Raw genomic sequence first — 16,495 nt, 5'->3', positions numbered from 1 at the left:
GTTAGCGATTACTGGCTGGTTCTAATTTGAATGCCAGTGTGAATCTTGGTTTGTAACAAATGCGATTGGGAGGCCGGCCAACGTGCTTAATTGCACCATGAAACAAGACAACTCTACCTGGCTTGGGCGTGCATGCGAATGCACAATCATCATTTTTGTTAAAAAATAGCGTCTCGCCACCCCACTCAATGTCCCATTCTGGGGCGACGTAAACCAATGCTGTCATTTCGTTACTGCTGGGTAAACAGTCTGTGTGCGTGAAGAGCATGTCGCCAAAAGCTGCGTGATTGCAGTAGCCCCGATACGCCTGATACTGTGCTTCAGTCACTTGATTGACCGCTGCAATGAGTTTTTGATAAAGCGGTAAAGCGAGAATTTGCGGCTCGGCTAGGTTCACTGCCCAGTGTTTATGCTCCTGTGTGTCTGGACGCGCAACTTCATTGCGTTTATAGGCGCTGTTATCTAACCCAGAATAAAGATGCTTAATTTCAGAAAGTGTACAAATGTCGTCAAACACCCAAATGGGCCTGTTGTCGACCAGAGTATGGTAGGTTGGGGCGTAGTGCATTATCGTCCTGTAACATCAGGCAGCCGCCCATGAAGGCGGCTGCCATTCTCAACGTATGCAGATTATAAGCATGTTTAGCGGTGTTTAGTAGGTGCGTTTTTCACACATAATTTCTTTGATGTTCGAGCCGATTTTCGTGCGCTTGACGCAGCGCAAGTCTTTTGCATCAGCACCATAGGTCGCAATATGCTGTTCAACGAACGGCTGCATCGCTTTGATGAAGTCCTCAGGCAATGCGCGAGAAATTTGTCGCTCGGCGTCTCGCCATTCTTGCGAGCGTTGTTCCAACGCAACGTTCAGCCATAGCCATCCTTGCTTATAATCTGGCTCTCGTCCCCAACCATTCAAATAAATTTGTGCCAAATAAAACTGGGCTTCTTTACTGCCCCATTCAGCGGCAGTATGCAATTTTTCGTACGCGACGTCATAGTTTTTAGCACTCAAGGCATATAGGCCATTTTCAACCATGTTGTTATATTCAGTCATCCACATACCTTCAGTTGTGCGCTCTTGAGCAAAACTTGGTGCCGCGGCACATAAGGTGGCAATAACTACGGCGCTTTTGCACCATGTCGATAAGTTTAGTTTCATGATTCAATTTCCCTGTCGTTTCCGAATATGAGCTTTGATCATAGCCAAATTTCGTGACAAATCACCTGAACCTTTGTTACTAATTGTTAAACATGTTTCAAAGCTGCTTAAAAGTTACTCAATATCATTGTTTTAGATAAACAAAGCTGCTTACCATTAGTTAACAATTAGTGCCCAATTCATCCCTGCCAGCTTGACTTTATAATCCTATCCATGTGACCATCGCTGTGTAGTGGGCGATTGTAAGTCGTCCACATTCATCTAAATATAACGAACGGTTTAATAGCCCCTTGCCGCTGACTATCGGTTTTGGCGAGGATTCGAACAAGAAAATTGGTTGGGAACTATGTCCAATATGAGCAAGAGAACTCTTATTGCTTCTACCGTAATCGGTGCATTCGCATTCGGTAGTAGCGCCATTGTCTCTGCAGATCCGCTGAGCGAACTTCATAACGAAGAGGCAAAAATTCACGCGGCAGCTGCAAAATCTCAAGAAAAAGTAAACGCTTTGTTTGAGCAATCACAGGAATTGCTGGTCGAGTATCGAAGCGTTGTCGATGAAACTGAGAATCTTAAAGTTTACAACGATTACATTGCTACGCTAGTTGCTGACCAACAGCGCGGAATCGATTCTTTGCAACGTCAAATCGATAGTATCGAGAAAACTAAACAAGGTATCGTGCCGTTGATGTTCCGCATGATTGATAGCCTTGAGCAGTTCATCGAGCTTGATGTTCCAATTAATCTGGAAGAGCGTAAAGAGCGTGTTGAGCGTTTGCGCGACATTATGGCCAGCTCGAACGTGACGGTGTCTGAGCAGTTCCGTCAGGTGATCGAAGCGTATCAAATCGAAAATGATTACGGCACTCGCATCGCATCTTATCAAGGTGTAATCAACGATGGGGGTCAAGAGGTAACGGTAGATTTCTTCAACCTTGGTCGTACAGCATTACTGGCTCTTTCATTAGATCAGACATCTGCATGGGTGTGGGATAATGAACAACGTAGTTGGCAACAACTTGGTGATGAATACCTTAAGTCGGTTGTTGACGCAGTGAAGATGGCGCAAGGCATCATCCCTCCTGATCTGATCAAATTACCAATTCAAGCTGCGGAGTAATCAGTAATGAAAAGAATGATGAAAACATTACTTACAGCGGCAACTGTAACCGTGTTATCAACCAGTGCCTTCGCACAAAGCAATAACACGCTGCAAGATTTGCTCGAACAAGTTAAGAAAAATCGTGTATCTGAAGCGCGTATTAATGAACAACGCGAAGCAGAGTTCCGCTCGGAGCGTGCCGATAAACAAGCGTTGTTGAACCGTGCTAGAGCTGAGCTTAAGGCTGAGCAGGATCGCGGTGATCGCCTTGCTGACCAGTTTGCTCAGAACGAAACGACGTTGACTGAAAAAGAAATCGAACTTGATCAGGCATCCGGTACCTTGGGTGAAATGTTTGGTGTGGTGCGTCAAGCGTCTGCTGAAGCGTACGGTCGGATTTCAACGTCTATCGTCAGTGCTGAGTTCCCCGGTCGCGATGAGTTTTTAGCGCGTATGTCGGAAGAGTCGAAAGGTCTACCGAACATTGAAGAGTTAGAAGACCTGTGGTTTGCACTTCAAACTGAAATGACTGAGTCTGGTCAGGTATCACGCTTCACTACGGAGGTCATCAGCCTCGATGGCGGTACGACAACGCAGGAAGTTGTGCGTGTGGGTACGTTCAACCTGATTGGTGACGAAGGCTACTTGGTTTACGACGATGCAACTGACGCTGTTCAACCACTAGGACGTCAACCTGATGGTTATCTGGTTGAGTCTGCTGATGAACTACGTTCAGCTACATCAGGTATTGTCCCGTTTTACGCAGATCCATCACGCGGTCAAATCTTAGGCTTGTTGAAGCAAAAAGCGACACTTGCTGAACGTTATCACGCAGGTGGTATCGTAGGTTATGTCATTACCGGTATGTTGGTTATTGGTTTATTGATTGGTCTCTACAAACTCATCACGTTGACGCTTATCAACAGCAAAATTAACTCACAGCTTAAGAACCCAGGTAATCCTTCAAGCAGCAACCCTCTTGGTCGCATTTTGAAAGTGTATCAAGAGAATAAGAATGCTGATGCAGAGAACCTTGAGCTTAAGTTGGATGAAGCCATTTTACGTGAATTGCCACGTATCGAGGCGGGTATCAATGTCATTAAGATTTTTGCGGCTATCGCGCCATTACTGGGTCTACTCGGTACGGTATTAGGTATGATTGCAACTTTCCAAACAATCACTCTGTTTGGTACTGGCGACCCTCGTATGATGGCGGGCAGTATTTCAATGGCGTTGGTAACAACGGCGCAGGGTATTATCGCTGCTCTACCACTTATTTTGACTCATAGCATCGTTGCATCACGCAGTAAAACAATCGTTCACGTATTGGACGAGCAAACTGCGGGTATCATTGCAACGCACGCTGAGACGGAGAAAGCTTAATATGCTTTACCTGATTGGATTATGGGAATCTGTCAGGGAATTTATCGCTACTGGCGGTGACGTGTTGTATTTCGTCGCCGCTGCGCTCTTCCTCATGTGGGCTTTAATGATTGAGCGCTATTGGTTTTTGACCGCAGTGTTTCCCAAGTTAAAAAGCAAGATTATTGCTGATTGGGATGCTCGGAAAGACACCACTTCATGGTATGCGCATAGAATCCGTGACGCATGGATTTCACAAGCGTCAGACGCTTTGAACGCAAGATTGTTAATTATTCGAACTTTAGTGGCTATGTGTCCTCTAATAGGGTTACTAGGGACTGTGACTGGAATGATTACCGTGTTTGAAACGATGGCGACGCAAGGCACAAGCAACGCTCGTGTAATGGCTGCCGGTATATCGATGGCAACAATCCCGACGATGGCGGGTATGGTTGCTGCACTATCAGGCCTATTTGTCAGCTCGCGTATCGAAGCGAAAGCAAAAATGGCCAAAGAAGGTTTGGTTGATAGCTTGCCGCATCACTAGAGAGAGATTGATATGGGTCGTAAAGTTAGAGAGCCAGAAGAAGATGCAGCAATTGACATGACACCGATGCTTGACATCGTGTTCATCATGCTGATCTTCTTCATCGTAACAACGGTTTTTGTTAAAGAAGCCGGGATAGAAGTTAACAAACCAGATGCCAACAACGCTGTGTTGCATAAAAATGCCAATATTTTTATTGCCGTAACAGCAGATGGCGATGTTTGGTTGGACAAGCGTCAAGTTTCTGCTGATAGTGTTCGCGCAAATATCGAGCGTCTTTTGACCGAGCAACCAACGGACTACGTGATCATTCAAGCTGATGTAAAAGCGAAGCATGGTCTGATTGTAGAAATTATGGATCAGGTCAAAGATGCTGGAGTTGACCGCGTTTCCGTAGCGGCGAGGGGGTAAAATGGTTAGATTTATACTTTCAATTTTAGTCGGTGCCGCGATTGCTTTTGGTTTGTTCGTCGTTATGGCGAAGCTGATCGAAAACTCGGCGCGACCGGCAGATGAAGTGCCTCCTGCGCCGATTATTGACATCGTGATGGCAGAGCCGGATGAAGACACGCAGACACGTACGCGTAAACCGCCTCCGCCACCACCACCGCCTCAGGAGCCACCCAAGCTTCAGCAGACAGAACCTGAAGCCGAAGAGCCAAATGCAGATGGTTTTAGTTTAGTGGTACCTGGTATTGATACAGGTGGTGTGGGTGTTGATATTGGTGGCGTGGGTGCGATGGCACGTGATGGCGAAGCCACACCTATTGTACGTATCGATCCTAAGTACCCTGTACAGGCTGCACGTGACGGTAAAGAGGGTTGGGTACGTCTGCAATTTACCATCAATGAAGTTGGTGGCGTTGACGATATCGTTGTATTGGATGCTGAACCGAAACGGTTGTTTGATCGTGAAGCGCGCCGTGCACTGTCTAAGTGGAAGTACAAACCAAAGATTGTTGATGGGAAGCCTCAGAAACAGTACAACATGTTTGTTCAGCTTGACTTTACATTGGAGCAATAGCGATGAAAAAATTATTTAAAATTTCATTAATTAGCTCAGTATTAAGCGCCTCTATGCTGCTCTCTACAGCAGTACAGGCGCAGTCGTCTGCACCGATCCAATGTCCGGGTTACGAACAGGGTAAAACGACACTGGTCGGAGAACGTACTGGTAAAAAAGTGCAAAAAGCGTTTGAGTTTTATAACTTGGATCAGGTTGATGAAGCGCTTGAAGTGCTTTACGACATTGACGCGTCAGACGACTTTGACAAAGCGTATGTGCAACGTTTTATTGGTAATTTGCTTGCTGCACAAGATGGTCAGGGTATGAAAGCCTTGGGTTATCTTGAAGACGCTGTTAATCCACGCGTTCTTAATGATCTTGAGCATACTCAGACGCTTAAGCTGTTGGGTGATCTCAACATGCAAGAGAAGAAGTACAGTGAAGCGATCAGTTATTACGAGCAGTGGATGGACATCACGTGTAAGCAAGAAGCAGACGTGTACACACGTATTGCCAATGCTTATTACGAGATGGGGCAATTGGACAAAATGATTGACCCAGCCGACAAGGCAATTGCGCTGTATGAAGAGCCCAATAAGAACCCTTATGTGTTGAAGTTGACCTCATATTACGAACGTAAGATGTACCCGGAAACGGTTAAGGTTGCTGAAACTCTGGTACAAGAGTTCCCAGAAACACGTCAGTGGTGGAGCCAGTTAGGTTTCTTCTACATGTTAGTTGAAAACTATAAGCTCGCTCTATCGACGTTTGAAATGGCGTATATTCAAGGCCATTTAACTAAGGTTTCTGAGATTAAAGCGCTTGCGCAGTTGTATGCGACCAATGATATTCCGCACAAGTCTGCTGAAATCCAGGAGAAGTACATTAAGAGCGGTTTAATCAAGAGGGATGCAGACAGTCTCGCTTCGTTGGCTAACACGCTACATCAGGCAAAAGACTACGAGGAAGCTGCGCAGTATTATGGCGAAGCTGCTAAGTTGAGTTCAGATCCTGAGCATTATCGTAAGCAGGGTGTATTGTTGCTGACAGCCGAGCGTTATAAGGATGCGATTACTGCATTAAACAATGCGCTCGACCGTGGCGCCGAAGACGCTGGTAAAATCCATTTCTCCTTGATGGAAGCCAATTTCTACGCAGGTAACTTTAAACAAGCTTTCGAGCACGTTAAAGAAGCGAAGAAAGACAGTTCTACCCGTCGTAACGCGGCGGCTTGGGAACCCTACATTCGCGAGAAAGCGAAAAATCGGGGTATCAAGGTTTCCTGATAGCTTAGAAACTTAGCAAAACGCCTCACTCAGTGAGGCGTTTTTTTTTGGAATAATATTATCCGCATTTCGCGCTAATCGTAGGTATCGTGAATTCGGAATATGAAGATCCGCAGCAACTCACCTCTCGCGCTTATTCTTATTAAAGCGATTCAGTAGCCGCGTATAGCGCCAGAACAAGGCAGTTACGTGAAGGAAGATTGGCGTCTTTGCAGCTTGGAAACAGCCTAAAGTCAAGACTTCGAGCGCTGCGTGCCTGAGTTAGCTATCCCAAGTTAACAAACACAAACCATCACACTTGTCCAGAGTCCGCATTGGACGATGACAAAGAGACGATCAACGCTGGTTTTCAGTGAGCGCAAAACGCACCAGCGCTTGTAGTGCTTTGTAAATCTGCTGTTTAGTGGCAGACATTTGCTCTTTCGCGATTGGTGTCGATGAAGCGGTTTTGGGCGAGGATGCAATTATGTGAAAATTAGCCGGATGTAGTTGTTCTGGTAGCTTCGCATGTTGCAAGGCTGGCAATATAACCGCTTGCAAATCATCCTTAGGCGTAATTGAATCGAACCAATGCTGCGCTGCCAGAAGATTCAGCGCGCTACTAACCTGACTATAGCTGCGGTGCCCATGAATGAAGTCTTGCGCTTTACGTAACGCGGTTTCAGCACTCTGTTGGGCTGCGTCGACGAGTAGTTCTGCCGAATTAGCATTGAGGGTGCGATAGCATAATTCATTCACTAATCCGCTTGCCTTGTTCGCTTTACCAGACAGTGTGCGTATTGAAAAAGCGTTTTTCCGCCAGAACGCCTTGAGCGACGTACTGGAGCCAAATACCGAACTGATGACATCAATGCGCTGTTTTTCACACCAGCGGTAGATATGATCCAATAACAGAGACCCTAGCCCTTGCTGTTGCAGCATGGGAGTGATGGCAATTCGGTTTATTCGCAGAAAGTTTAACATAGCGACCGATGGGTTGGCCGTTGCTAGGGCCATTTGTTGCGCACTGAGATGTCCGTGTACTCGACGCGCGCCCTTTGCTATGTCGTCTGCTACGTCGCTGAGTGCTTCACCGCCTTCGATAATGCCGACGGCGGCGCCAAGCAGATTGTTTTCTGATGTGAGAATGAATACGACTGAATCATGAGCATCATACAGACGAACCAAATCTTGAGGGGTCGTTTGATAATGAGCAAGCTGTAGCAGTTGGAATGCACTATCCACCCAGTGGCTATGCTGAGTGAGAGCATCACCTCGCAGGGTGCTGAACGATGCGTCTTCTGGTTTCCCCACGGCACTGTCACTATCGACGCGGCGGGAAATAAATTTTTGCCACAGGTTTTCTATTGGGTCGTTGTCATACCAGCGCATCGGTTCAACAAGGTGTTCGTGTAACACATGTTTCGATACCAGTGACGAAAGTAGAGGGAGAACTCGTTGCGTAAACCCCAGCCCACTGCCCTCGTAACCATCCAATGTGGTAGAAAGAATAAAGCGTGTGTGTTGACTCAATATTTTTTTGAGTTGTGGCACGGGAATACTGGCGGCCTCATCGACAATCACGACGTCATAGTGATTTTGGGTAATTAATGGGCTATCCGGTGCTAAAAATTGAAGGCCTTCTCGCTCCTTACTGACTGCGTCCGTATGCGCAAACAAGGCTTTGACGGATGCCGATTGCGGCGCGATGACGGCGATAGACAAACCCGTTTTCAATTGAAGAGCAGCAATATAACCCAGTAACCAGGTTTTACCGCGCCCTCGATGGGCCGTCAATGTTGCACAGCACGTGGTATGCTGCTGAAAAAATTGGAATACTTTCTGCGCGAGAATTTCCTGTTCTTGTGACGGACGAAAAATGGCTGATAGTCTGGCTTCAGTCGTTAAATGGTGTGGTCTCGACTGTGTTTCTAATCTTGTTGTGATGGGCAAATGCAGTGTTGGCGCTGAATTTCCGTGACGTGTTACACGGGCGGTGGTGGGATCTGATAGCAACGACGCTTGAAGGATGAGCGCAAAGCGACTTTCGTCATCGCCGACACCGTAAGATTGCTGTGGCAGCGTGTTAAGTTGCAATGCCCACTGATCCCACTGTGGTGCGATAAGCACCAGCAGCCCGCCAGCCCGAATCGTTCCTGATAGCGCCATGAGCGCGTTAATATGCAAAATGGGTGACGTATTGTAGACAACGCAGGCGTATTCGCGACCCAAATAGTTTTTGTACTGTTGATAGTGTATGAAAGGTTTTGCGCTGCTTCGTCGCCCGACCCATAACAGCTCATTTGCTTTTTCGTGACTGACAATATGTTCGGCAAGTGCTTCACCTTCGTCGTGAGCGACACTAAGAAGCAGAATTTGACGGTGGTTTACATCTTTACTACGCGCAATTAACCATTGAGAAAGGCGTTTAACAACATCTACGGGGAGATTCATCTATACTTCTTTGCTTATTCAATCAGCTTTTCGCAACACATTGTTGCAGTGTATAGGAAAAAGTATGCGTTTTTTATCTCGACGTTTAGTAATGCCAAATGATTTAAATTATGCCAGTTCGTTATTTGGTGGGCGCGCACTGGAGTGGATTGACGAAGAAGCGGCCATTTACGCGATTTGTCAGCTAGAAACCAACTGTTTGGTGACCAAGCATATCGGCGAAATTAGTTTTGAATCACCAGCCTTACAAGGTGATATCGTTGAGTTTGGCTTGGCAACCAAAAAAGTAGGCCGAACATCGATTACGGTAACCTGCCTAGTCAGAAATAAAGCCACTAAAAAGACGATTTGCCTTGCAGACGATATCGTTTTTGTACAAGTGGACCCGACAACACGTATGCCGGTTCAGCACGGCAAAACGATGGAAAGTTTAGAGCGGCAAACCAAGGATGAATTGAAAACGTTGAATTTTCTCCCGCGCAGCGAAGATTAACCCATCACCGCTGGCTTTTTCTGCCAGCAGTGATAACATCGCCCAGCGCTGAATAAATCAGCGCCGACCAAGGGGTGCTAAGCATTGTCACACGTGACACGCTTTGCTGAGATTCCAAATGGAAAACCCTTTTACCTGATCCGGATAATGCCGGCGTAGGAATGGTAAAGCACGCACTTTAACACCTGCCCCAAAACCGGTTCTTTTCATTGCTTTACGAAGAGATCCTTATGAATAGAAAAATTTTCACTTTATCGAAATGCGCATTGCTATGCGCCGCTTCTTTTAACGCCCAAGCTAATGACGACGACGCTGATATTGAACGCATTCTTGTCACGTCTGATTTTCGTCAAATTAGTGTGGAACAGTTGGCTGCAAGTGCCACGATCCTGGATAAACGTCAACTCCAGCAACGCCAGGCGCAGCATCTTGATAGCCTCCTAAACGCAGCTCCCAATGTGAACTTTGCCAGCGGTGCATCGAGAGGGCGCTTTGTGCAAATTCGCGGTATTGGTGAGCGCAGTCAGTTTTCTGAGCCACAAAATGCCTCAGTCGGTTTTGAGGTCGACAACATTGACTTGTTTGGTATGTTCGCGCTGGCAAGCCCTTTTGATATTCAACAGGTTGAGATTCTACGTGGTCCGCAAGCCACTGAGTTTGGTGTTGGTGCATTGGCAGGGGCGATACGCTTTGTGGGCACTGCGCCGGGCGCCGACCTAGGTAATCAAGTACTGCTATCCTATGCACAGCATGATACGTGGCGTGCTGGGTTTGCCTACGGCGACGACATCAATGAGGAAAACGGTTTTCGTGTGTCATGGATAGAGCAGGGCAGTGACGGTGAAATAGACAATATATTTTTACAACGTGATGATACCAATGGCACAGACGAACGCTTTGGCCGCCTTGCGTATGTATATTCTCCGTCTGATAACGCATCAATTTTGTTTAATTATCGCTACTTTGATGTCGACAATAGCTACGATGCGTTTTCACTCGACAATGATCGACGTACACGCTCCGACGAGCCAGGCTTTGATCAAAACGAAACGCATGCGGCGAGTGTAAAAGCGCAGTTTGACACGGAACACGTGCTGTATCAGTTCATCGCCTCCTACGCGACATCTGATATTGCGTATGGCTACGATGAAGATTGGACATTTGACGGGTTTCATCCGAACGGCTACAGCTCTTTCGATTCGTATTTTCGAGATGTTGAGAGTCATACTGCCGAGTTACGTTTGCTATCTGCCCAGCCGTTATCAATAGCGGGTCATTCAGTCGACTGGGTCGCTGGCGTCGCGCTGCGTCAACGCGAAGAATCTTTACTGCGAAACTACACCTTTGCCGACAGTGATTTTGAGAGCGAGTATGAACCGGATAATGTAGCTGCTTATCTACGTTTGGATTCAGCGCTGACCGAGCGTTTAACCGCGCAGATTGGCATTCGTGTGGAACGTTCAACACTAGATTATCGGGACAATAGCGGTTTCGCAGAAGAAAGTTCCGACACGTTGGTCGGTGGAAAAGCCAGTGTAAATTATCAACTCTCCACCAACGCGATTGTCTACGGCAGTGTATCGCGTGGTTACAAAACGGCAGGGTTTAACCCCGATGAACGGGTCAGCGATGCCGCCCGAATTTACGCACCTGAGTATAACTGGAACTACGAGTTTGGTGCTAAACAGCGGTTCTACGACGGCAAAGTGGGTATGCGATTAGCCGCCTTTTACATGGACAGAGAAGACACTCAAATCAACGATTTCGATGTGTTGCTGCGAGACAATGGCAGTACGGATTTCATTGACGTCATCGCAAATGCGAGTGTCGGAACGAACAAAGGTGTTGAATTTGAATCTGAATGGCAGGTGACCGATGATTGGCAAATCGCGTTAAATCTCGGGTACTTAAATGCCACTTTCGAAGACTATGAAACTGCTGACGGTTCCTTTGTGCGCAGTCAGGAGCAAGCCCAAGCACCTCGCTGGACGGGGCATCTCGCATCCGAACTCTTCTTGACTGACAATGTTCTTTGGCGGGTGGAAATGGATGTTAAAGATGATTACCGTTTTTCGGATGGGCACGATGTGCGTTCACCAGGCTCTGCACTGCTGCATACGGCGATTGAATACCAAATGACGCACTGGCAGTTGCAGTTTTGGGCCAAGAACGTATTTGATAGAGATTACTTTGTGCGCGGTTTCGGTGGATTCAGCAACGATCCCAGAGACGGTGAATTTGGCTATGCGACACCGGAGCCTTATTACCAGTTTGGTGCAGGTCGACAGGTTGGTGTGACCGCACGCTACTCATTTTAAAAAGGAAATAAAGATGACGACAATATGTACTGCGGAAATTTCTCTCTACCCGTTGAGCCAGAATTTTCTGGATATCATCGGTGATTTTATCGAGCGCATCCAGTCCTACCCTGAATTTGAGGTTGTTGTTATGACGACTTGCACGCATGTTCGCGGTGAACACGCGCGTTTGTTTGATATTCTCGGTCAGGAGATTTTGCGCGTTCATCAACAAACGGGGCAAGCAATCTTAGTCTGCAAATTTTTACTGGGTGATTCAGTGGGAGTTGGGTTGTACGAGACGCGTGATGCTTGAGTCTGAAGTTGTTCACAGCGTAAGTGAGCAGTTAGTCGCGCAGGCAAGTTCGATGCACGCCATGGAAGTGGCAGCGGTTGTACTAGCGCTTGGGTATGTGATACTCGCAGCCCGGCAGAGTATTCTTTGCTGGGTGTGCGCATTTATCAGCACGCTGTTGTACGTGGGTCTATTTTGGCAGGTCAGTTTGCCCTATCAAACCGTGTTAAATGGCTATTACGTAGTGATGGCTGTTTATGGTTTTTGGCAATGGCGACATTCCGGTGCCGCCATTCTGCCTATTTCCACCTTTACGGCCACTCAACATGCGGGTATTGCGGTGTCGATAGGCATAGTGACTTTACTGTTAGCATTGTTGACCAAGCTTTTTGTCTCGACGCCCTTTGTTTATACCGACGCTTTTGTCACGGTGGCCAGTGTCATCACGACGGTATTGGTTGCCCACAAAAAGCTGGAAAATTGGCTATACTGGATTGTGATCAACCTCGTTGCCTGTTGGTTGTATTGGCAGGTTGAATTATGGTTAACCAGCATGTTGTTTGGCGTCTATACGCTGCTGGCACTCTACGGTTACCGAGAATGGCGGATTCAGTGGTTGGCACAGCGTGAAGCGCAAGTGTAACGAGCGAGATTAACTAAGGATGTAACGTGCTCACAATTGAACAACTTCCCGAAGGGTTACTGAGCAAGATTGACTGCGAAGGGCCAATGAGTATTCGTAGTGTTAATGAAAGCCTGATCAACGCGGTGTACTGCCTAAAGTGCAGTGAACAACGTTATTTGGTCAAACGTTTTTTTGCTGATCAGTCAACGGGTAGGGCGCGTAAATCGCTGTTCGCCATTCAGCAGAAACTGGCCAAAGTGGGTATCGCGCCGAAGCCCCTCTATCTGTGTGAAAAACAGGGATTCTACGCGGAGGAATGGGTACCGCATAATCCGGTGCCGTTGTCGGTATTACCGCAAGCGGAAAGAATTCGTGCGTTGGCCGCAGCACTCGCCGCCATCCATTCGGTGAAGCTTACGACGACGCGTCTCGACTTGCCGAGTCAATGGCAACAATATATTGAAGCGGCCAAGCTGAGTGAAAACCATAAGCTGACGCGGCGAGCAGAGGAACTGGTTTTTGCGGCCTCGTCGTCTGCGAATGCAGCCGACGATGTTGTATTTTGTCACAACGATCTTGCCTTTAATCACGTGATCGATTACGAGCAACCCATGATTATCGATTGGGAATACTGTGCGTCAGGTAACCGGTACTTTGATTTAGCATCCAGTATGACGATAAACCGTTTGAGTCAACCGCAGCAGATGATGTTGATCAGCGATTATGCAGACCTTACCGGGATCGAGCTGTCGCAGGTTCAGAATGGTGTGTCACGGCATGAGCCTCTGGTTACACTGACTTATCAGTTGTGGTACGCGGCAATCACTGAGCATATGAAACACGCCTAAATTTTTCTTTACCTTTAGGCTTGCATACGTATAATGCGAGCGCGCTAGGGGTGTAGTTCGAATTGGTAGAACAGCGGTCTCCAAAACCGATGGTTGGGGGTTCGAGTCCCTCCACCCCTGCCACTTTTCTCTTTTTTTACCAGCTTCTCTATCTATTAACCTGAATTCGGGATAAGCAACTCCTTTCCGCAGCGCCTTAACCCGTGTCACTCCATCACTTAAACGCTTTGATCCAGAGCTTTACGGCACCACTGTATAGTTTAATTTGAAATAAGTACCAAATTAAGAACTTTGCAGATTTTCTTACGGCGAGTTGAGGTTATACTAACGTTTTGCGCGTGGGAATTTTTGTTATGGCAAACACGCTGAGTCAATATCAACTTGCTGTGCTCACTGAGATGGGATTGCGTGTCTGGCAACGTTCAGATGAGTGTGAAACCTCGTTAAATACGGTTGAAGCTCGGTCTGAGCCAGCGCCGAACCCTGCCACTATCGAAACTCATCAACAGTCTCAAACTGCGTTGGAACAGGCCGGTGAGGTACTACACGATATTCGAGTGGCGTTTGCATCTTGTCATGATTTGACTGAGACGCCGCAGCTTGACTGGTTACTGTCGGCCCATGGCGGGGTCGATGTGCAAGGCGAGCGCGTGTTTCTACCTGATCTCCGTAAGCCGCTCTCTCCTCGAGTGAAGCGCGAGTTATGGATTAAACTGATTAGCGCTTGAGATGTTGATCACGCCACTGACTCACGAGGATGCTGAACAAGCCTATGCGTTGTGCCGCATATCACATCCGGTTCCCTGGAGCTTTCGCGTATTTGCGGACTGTTTATCCGCCCCCTATTTTGCAGCTCAGGCGCGAGACGATGGTACTTGTCTGGGTTATTATATTGGTTTGAGTGTGCTTGATGAGGTCACATTGATGGATATCGTTGTGTGCCCAACGCAGCGAGGAAGAGGCCTAGGGAAAACGCTATTGGATCACTTTTTGACTTATGCACGTGGACTGCATGCAACAAAAGCGTGGTTGGAAGTTCGTGCCAGCAATTCAACCGCTATTTCGTTGTATCGCTATGCCGGATTTGAGCATATCGAAGTGCGCACAGGATATTATGAAAATCCACGCCAGAATGGACAGTCTTCTGAAAAAGAGGACGCCCTCGTATTAGCCAAAGTGCTGAGTAAAGAAGCTCCTGTCTTATGAGGGTGGGGCCTATTTTTAAACTACGCTGTAAATCGGATTGGTCGGTCATCGATATTTTTCAACGATGCGTTTGCTAATGAGGGGTGGCTGCGCGCCACTTAATCGTTTCGCCTAGTCGGCGTTGGTCGACAACAATATTCGAGCATACCCAGCAAAATTTCTGTAGAATCCGACCGCATAAATACGTCAAACTCGGTGCGCCCAAGCAATACTCTACGGCACCTGTAGCGGCACCTAAAACTGAAATTTAATCAAATGAATTCAAATTTATCTAATGAAATCAATAAGCGAAGAACTTTCGCTATCATCTCTCACCCGGATGCGGGTAAAACCACCATTACTGAGAAAGTCCTTTTATTTGGCAACGCTTTGCAGGTTGCTGGCACGGTAAAAGGCAAAAAATCTGGACAACACGCCAAGTCAGACTGGATGGAAATGGAAAAAGAGCGGGGAATTTCGGTCACCACGTCTGTGATGCAATTCCCTTATCAGGATCATTTGGTCAACTTGCTGGATACGCCGGGTCACGAAGATTTCTCTGAAGACACCTATCGAACACTGACCGCCGTCGATTCCTGCTTGATGGTAATCGATTCTGCCAAAGGGGTCGAGGCGCGCACAATTAAACTCATGGAAGTGACGCGATTACGTGATACGCCAATCATCACCTTTATGAACAAACTTGACCGCGACACGCGCGATCCGATTGAGTTACTCGATGAAGTTGAAGAGGTGCTGAACATCAAATGTGCGCCGATCACCTGGCCCATCGGTATGGGCAAAAGTTTCAAGGGCGTTTATCATCTGCTGCGCGATGAAACCATCCTATACAAGTCGGGACAAGGCCACACCATTCAACAAAAACGCATCATTAAAGGGCTCGATAATCCTGAGCTGGACGCAGCCATTGGTGAGTATGCGCAAGAACTACGCGATATGTTAGAGCTGGTGCAGGGCGCTTCGCATGAGTTCAATCTCGACGAGTTTCTGGCCGGTGAATTAACGCCCGTATACTTTGGTACGGCCTTGGGGAATTTTGGCGTTGATCACATGCTGGACGGTTTGGTTGAGTGGGCACCAAAACCGCAAAGTCGGGTGTCTGATCTGCGTGAAGTCACTTCTAATGAGCCCAAGTTCAGCGGTTTTGTGTTTAAAATCCAAGCCAACATGGATCCTAAACATCGCGACCGGATTGCATTTTGTCGTATTGTGTCGGGTAAATACCAAAAAGGCATGAAGTTACGCCACACGCGGATTGGTAAAGACATAAGGATATCCGATGCACTGACTTTTTTGGCGGGTGATAGAGCTTTACTGGAAGAGGCCTACGCGGGAGATATCATTGGGTTACACAACCACGGCTCGATTCGGATTGGCGATACGTTTACAGAAGGTGAAGACTATCGCTTTACGGGCATCCCTAATTTCGCACCGGAACTGTTTAAACGCATACGCTTGAAAGATCCTTTAAAGCAAAAGCAGTTGCAAAAAGGTCTGATTCAATTATCTGAAGAAGGCGCTGTGCAAGTATTTAGACCGTTAATTAATAACGACTTAATTGTTGGCGCAGTGGGCGTATTGCAGTTCGATGTGGTCGTCGCACGTTTAAAAGCAGAGTACAATGTGGATGCAATATATGAACACGTTAATGTCGCCACCGCACGTTGGGTGTATGGTGATGCGCGTAAACTGGATGAGTTTCAGCGCAAAGCGCAGGCTAATCTTGCGCTTGATGGTGGCGATAATCTCGCTTACGTAGCGCCTACTATGGTGAACTTATCGCTGGCGCAAGAGCGTTATCCTGATATTTCTTTTAATACGACTCGTGAACACTAA

17 protein-coding genes, 1 tRNA gene and 1 riboswitch are annotated in these 16,495 nt (G+C 47.2%); of the genes, 15 read left to right on the top strand and 3 right to left on the bottom strand.

Annotated features, from left to right (window positions below):
* Position 1: 1 nt before the first annotated feature.
* Positions 2-568 (bottom strand): 2OG-Fe(II) oxygenase, encoded by a 567-nt coding sequence (locus KIU71_RS00390; protein ID WP_214129110.1) that lies wholly within the window; start codon positions 566-568, stop codon positions 2-4.
* 84 nt (positions 569-652) lie between these two features.
* Positions 653-1,159: a hypothetical protein gene (locus KIU71_RS00385; RefSeq protein ID WP_214129109.1), complete on the bottom strand. Its 507-nt coding sequence runs from the start codon at positions 1,157-1,159 to the stop codon at positions 653-655.
* Between the two features lie 355 nt (positions 1,160-1,514).
* Here KIU71_RS00385 and KIU71_RS00380 point away from each other — a divergent pair, with 355 nt between their 5' ends.
* The 6 genes from KIU71_RS00380 to KIU71_RS00355 are packed head-to-tail and all read left to right on the top strand — an operon-like array spanning position 1,515 to position 6,462.
* Positions 1,515-2,279 (top strand): DUF3450 domain-containing protein, encoded by a 765-nt coding sequence (locus KIU71_RS00380; RefSeq protein WP_214129108.1) that lies wholly within the window; start codon positions 1,515-1,517, stop codon positions 2,277-2,279.
* A gap of 6 nt (positions 2,280-2,285) precedes the next feature.
* Complete coding sequence (locus tag KIU71_RS00375) at positions 2,286-3,644, top strand: MotA/TolQ/ExbB proton channel family protein (protein WP_214129107.1); 1,359 nt, start codon at positions 2,286-2,288, stop codon at positions 3,642-3,644.
* 1 nt (position 3,645) lies between these two features.
* Positions 3,646-4,170: a MotA/TolQ/ExbB proton channel family protein gene (locus tag KIU71_RS00370; protein WP_214129105.1), complete on the top strand. Its 525-nt coding sequence runs from the start codon at positions 3,646-3,648 to the stop codon at positions 4,168-4,170.
* A gap of 12 nt (positions 4,171-4,182) precedes the next feature.
* Complete coding sequence (locus KIU71_RS00365; protein WP_214129104.1) at positions 4,183-4,581, top strand: ExbD/TolR family protein; 399 nt, start codon at positions 4,183-4,185, stop codon at positions 4,579-4,581.
* A 1-nt stretch (position 4,582) separates the two neighbouring features.
* Positions 4,583-5,194 (top strand): energy transducer TonB, encoded by a 612-nt coding sequence (locus tag KIU71_RS00360; protein WP_214129103.1) that lies wholly within the window; start codon positions 4,583-4,585, stop codon positions 5,192-5,194.
* A gap of 2 nt (positions 5,195-5,196) precedes the next feature.
* Positions 5,197-6,462 (top strand): tetratricopeptide repeat protein, encoded by a 1,266-nt coding sequence (locus KIU71_RS00355; RefSeq protein ID WP_214129102.1) that lies wholly within the window; start codon positions 5,197-5,199, stop codon positions 6,460-6,462.
* Positions 6,463-6,798: 336 nt separating this feature from the next.
* On the opposite strand, the gene KIU71_RS00350 is transcribed toward KIU71_RS00355, so the two are convergent.
* Positions 6,799-8,895: a GNAT family N-acetyltransferase gene (locus KIU71_RS00350; RefSeq protein WP_214129101.1), complete on the bottom strand. Its 2,097-nt coding sequence runs from the start codon at positions 8,893-8,895 to the stop codon at positions 6,799-6,801.
* 64 nt (positions 8,896-8,959) lie between these two features.
* On the opposite strand from KIU71_RS00350, the gene KIU71_RS00345 reads away from it, so the two are divergent.
* The 9 genes from KIU71_RS00345 to prfC all read left to right on the top strand — a co-directional run bounded on the left by KIU71_RS00345 (position 8,960) and on the right by prfC (position 16,495).
* On the top strand, positions 8,960-9,388 hold the full coding sequence (locus KIU71_RS00345; protein ID WP_214129099.1) for an acyl-CoA thioesterase: 429 nt from the start codon (positions 8,960-8,962) through the stop codon (positions 9,386-9,388).
* 60 nt (positions 9,389-9,448) lie between these two features.
* Positions 9,449-9,567, top strand: a riboswitch (TPP riboswitch).
* A gap of 51 nt (positions 9,568-9,618) precedes the next feature.
* Positions 9,619-11,706 carry a TonB-dependent receptor gene (locus KIU71_RS00340; protein ID WP_214129097.1) on the top strand — a complete coding sequence of 696 codons (2,088 nt, stop codon included), beginning with the start codon at positions 9,619-9,621 and terminating at the stop codon, positions 11,704-11,706.
* A gap of 13 nt (positions 11,707-11,719) precedes the next feature.
* On the top strand, positions 11,720-12,001 hold the full coding sequence (locus KIU71_RS00335) for a YkoF family thiamine/hydroxymethylpyrimidine-binding protein (RefSeq protein WP_214129096.1): 282 nt from the start codon (positions 11,720-11,722) through the stop codon (positions 11,999-12,001).
* On the top strand, positions 11,994-12,623 hold the full coding sequence (gene pnuC / locus KIU71_RS00330; RefSeq protein ID WP_214129095.1) for a nicotinamide riboside transporter PnuC: 630 nt from the start codon (positions 11,994-11,996) through the stop codon (positions 12,621-12,623). Before KIU71_RS00335 ends, pnuC begins: the two co-directional genes overlap by 8 nt.
* Positions 12,624-12,649: 26 nt before the next feature.
* Complete coding sequence (locus KIU71_RS00325) at positions 12,650-13,453, top strand: phosphotransferase (protein WP_214129094.1); 804 nt, start codon at positions 12,650-12,652, stop codon at positions 13,451-13,453.
* Between the two features lie 46 nt (positions 13,454-13,499).
* A tRNA-Trp gene (locus tag KIU71_RS00320) sits at positions 13,500-13,576 on the top strand.
* Positions 13,577-13,806: 230 nt separating this feature from the next.
* The gene (locus tag KIU71_RS00315; protein ID WP_214129093.1) at positions 13,807-14,181 is read left to right on the top strand and encodes a hypothetical protein; all 375 of its coding nucleotides are present in this window, start codon (positions 13,807-13,809) and stop codon (positions 14,179-14,181) included.
* 1 nt (position 14,182) lies between these two features.
* Positions 14,183-14,659: a ribosomal protein S18-alanine N-acetyltransferase gene (gene rimI / locus KIU71_RS00310; RefSeq protein WP_214129092.1), complete on the top strand. Its 477-nt coding sequence runs from the start codon at positions 14,183-14,185 to the stop codon at positions 14,657-14,659.
* Between the two features lie 255 nt (positions 14,660-14,914).
* On the top strand, positions 14,915-16,495 hold the full coding sequence (gene prfC, locus KIU71_RS00305) for a peptide chain release factor 3 (RefSeq protein ID WP_214129091.1): 1,581 nt from the start codon (positions 14,915-14,917) through the stop codon (positions 16,493-16,495).

The organism is Alteromonas oceanisediminis (genome assembly GCF_018474025.1).
Classification (GTDB): Bacteria; Pseudomonadota; Gammaproteobacteria; order Enterobacterales; family Alteromonadaceae; genus Alteromonas_E; species Alteromonas_E oceanisediminis.
This window is presented reverse-complemented; position numbering and strand designations above follow the sequence as displayed.

Excerpts from the sequence above, each read along its gene's own strand:
- KIU71_RS00370 (WP_214129105.1), top strand. The coding sequence starts at position 3,646 with ATGCTTTACCTGATTGGATTATGGGAATCTGTCAGGGAATTTATCGCT.
- prfC (WP_214129091.1), top strand. The coding sequence starts at position 14,915 with ATGAATTCAAATTTATCTAATGAAATCAATAAGCGAAGAACTTTCGCT.
- KIU71_RS00350 (WP_214129101.1), bottom strand. The coding sequence starts at position 8,895 with ATGAATCTCCCCGTAGATGTTGTTAAACGCCTTTCTCAATGGTTAATT.
- rimI (WP_214129092.1), top strand. The coding sequence starts at position 14,183 with ATGTTGATCACGCCACTGACTCACGAGGATGCTGAACAAGCCTATGCG.
- KIU71_RS00385 (WP_214129109.1), bottom strand. The coding sequence starts at position 1,159 with ATGAAACTAAACTTATCGACATGGTGCAAAAGCGCCGTAGTTATTGCC.
- KIU71_RS00365 (WP_214129104.1), top strand. The coding sequence starts at position 4,183 with ATGGGTCGTAAAGTTAGAGAGCCAGAAGAAGATGCAGCAATTGACATG.
- KIU71_RS00380 (WP_214129108.1), top strand. The coding sequence starts at position 1,515 with ATGAGCAAGAGAACTCTTATTGCTTCTACCGTAATCGGTGCATTCGCA.
- KIU71_RS00360 (WP_214129103.1), top strand. The coding sequence starts at position 4,583 with ATGGTTAGATTTATACTTTCAATTTTAGTCGGTGCCGCGATTGCTTTT.
- KIU71_RS00355 (WP_214129102.1), top strand. The coding sequence starts at position 5,197 with ATGAAAAAATTATTTAAAATTTCATTAATTAGCTCAGTATTAAGCGCC.
- KIU71_RS00315 (WP_214129093.1), top strand. The coding sequence starts at position 13,807 with ATGGCAAACACGCTGAGTCAATATCAACTTGCTGTGCTCACTGAGATG.
- KIU71_RS00335 (WP_214129096.1), top strand. The coding sequence starts at position 11,720 with ATGACGACAATATGTACTGCGGAAATTTCTCTCTACCCGTTGAGCCAG.
- KIU71_RS00340 (WP_214129097.1), top strand. The coding sequence starts at position 9,619 with ATGAATAGAAAAATTTTCACTTTATCGAAATGCGCATTGCTATGCGCC.
- KIU71_RS00375 (WP_214129107.1), top strand. The coding sequence starts at position 2,286 with ATGAAAAGAATGATGAAAACATTACTTACAGCGGCAACTGTAACCGTG.
- KIU71_RS00345 (WP_214129099.1), top strand. The coding sequence starts at position 8,960 with ATGCGTTTTTTATCTCGACGTTTAGTAATGCCAAATGATTTAAATTAT.
- KIU71_RS00390 (WP_214129110.1), bottom strand. The coding sequence starts at position 568 with ATGCACTACGCCCCAACCTACCATACTCTGGTCGACAACAGGCCCATT.
- pnuC (WP_214129095.1), top strand. The coding sequence starts at position 11,994 with ATGCTTGAGTCTGAAGTTGTTCACAGCGTAAGTGAGCAGTTAGTCGCG.